This is a genomic window from Megamonas sp. (genome assembly GCF_986095205.1).
This window is the reverse complement of record NZ_CFQVBI010000049.1, coordinates 1-1915: the sequence shown is the minus strand read 5'-3', so window position 1 is coordinate 1915 and position 1915 is coordinate 1. Positions and strand designations below refer to the sequence as shown.

Genomic DNA, 1915 nt, shown 5'->3' with positions numbered 1-1915 from the left:
ATAATGGTGGGCCTAACTAGACTTGAACTAGTGACCTCACGCTTATCAGGCGTGCGCTCTAACCAGCTGAGCTATAGGCCCATATTCTTATGTTCAAGCCGTTTGGCTTTTTTCTTGTTGGCTCACGAGCCAGCTTCTATAGTATATTAAATAATGAGCCTCTTGTCAACACTTTTTTTGATTTTTTTTTTATATTTTTATAAAAACTATAAAAAGCTTTATATTTCAAGTGTTTTTAATCATCGAAAAGTGTTTTTTCTTTCTCTTTTTTATGCTAAAATCTATTTAAATTCACTTTATGATTATTTATAGAGGTTATATTATGTCAAAACTTATCAATAAAATTTTATTAATCATGTCCACAATACTCATTTTATTCGTTGTTTCGTTTAGTGCAGTATTTGGCTATCTATTCTTTCAACATTCTCAAAACATAGAAAGTAGTCGTTTAGAAAGCACAGCTTTATCTTTAGCTGATATTTTGAGTAAGTCTACAGGTAACAATCCTTTAAATAATATATATAACGCTAATGTTTTGCAATTAGTAAATATATTAGAACAAGGTGAAATATGGCTTGTAGATAAAAATACACTGCAAATTGTAGGTTCTCGCTTTAATCCAGCATTAACTTATGACCAACTTCCAGCTCAAGCAGCCAATGACCTTCAATCCATTTTAAACGGTCAAAATATTCGCACTCAAACCTTCAATATATATACGCAGCCACATTATACTACAATTGGTGTTCCTATATATGATAATGAAGGTAATGTCAAAGGAGCATTGCTTTTTCATAGCAAAATGCCTACATTAAAATTCAGTTGGTATGATGGAATTGCTTTAATGCTATTTTGTTCTATAGTCCTATTTGTAATTTTAATACTTCTCTTAAAAGTTCTCCTAAAAAAATACGTTTTACCTTTAGAAGTATTAAATCAATTTATTGAAAAGATTTTGCACCATAATTATACTTCCCATATAAAAACAAAGGCTAGTGATGAGATAGCTCAACTAGCTCAAAATTTAAATCGTCTTTCTTTATATTTACAAAATCTCGAAACTACATCTAAAGCTAAAGCTCAATCTGATAATAATTTAATCATAAAAACAGCTTATAAACTCCATACACCTTTAAAAGAATTAAAACACGATATACAAGAATTAGCTCAAAAAAAATCCAATATACCTGAGTCATATTTAAAACAAATGCAAAAAAATATTGATAAACTAGATATGATTGCTAATAATCTTTTAGATTTATCTCAATTAGATAATAAAGATTTTACACTTCAAAAAGATTTACTCAATTTAATTGAAATTCTTCAAGATAGTATAAAAGCTCGTGAAAAAGTAGCTAAGGAACAAAATATAAAGATAGATTTAAAAATAAGTCTAGCTAAAGAAATCATTTTATTTACAGGAGATAAAAATCGCCTTAAACAAATGTTTTGTGAAACTTTAGATAAAGCACTTCAAATCTATCCTCAAAAAAGTGATTTAATCATAAAAATTTTAGAAGATGATAACAATTATTATATCTATATGCAAAACAATAACGATGAAATATCTGTCGAACATCTACCAGAAATGTTCCCTCAATTTTATCAGACCGCAGAAGATGATACTATCTTAAATAGCATTGAACTAAAAATTGCCCAACATCTAGCTAGTTTACATCAAATAAAATTGACAACAGAAAAACAGTCTGATAAATATACTGTTTTTAAATTTACAATTAGCAAATAAAATAAAAAACTCATTTCAATATTTAAATTAACTATGAAAACAAATCTTATTTTTATAGTCAATTTCATTGAAATGAGTTTTTTTATTACCAAATGCGAGCGTAAAGCCCCTAAATTTATTTATGGGGATATAAGCTCGCTAAAAAACAATGATTCGATATCATTGTTT

General features: G+C 27.6%; 1 protein-coding gene and 1 tRNA gene. One reads left to right on the top strand and one right to left on the bottom strand.

What is annotated here, in order from left to right:
* Positions 1 to 4 precede the first annotated feature (4 nt).
* Positions 5 to 81, bottom strand: a tRNA-Ile gene (locus AC5LAX_RS06910).
* Between the two features lie 241 nt (positions 82 to 322).
* Here AC5LAX_RS06910 and AC5LAX_RS06905 point away from each other — a divergent pair.
* Positions 323 to 1747 carry a HAMP domain-containing sensor histidine kinase gene (locus tag AC5LAX_RS06905; protein ID WP_288909519.1) on the top strand — a complete coding sequence of 475 codons (1425 nt, stop codon included), beginning with the start codon at positions 323 to 325 and terminating at the stop codon, positions 1745 to 1747.
* Positions 1748 to 1915 lie beyond the last annotated feature (168 nt).

Coding starts and splice junctions, on each gene's coding strand:
- AC5LAX_RS06905 (WP_288909519.1), top strand. CDS start 323: ATGTCAAAACTTATCAATAAAATTTTATTAATCATGTCCACAATACTC.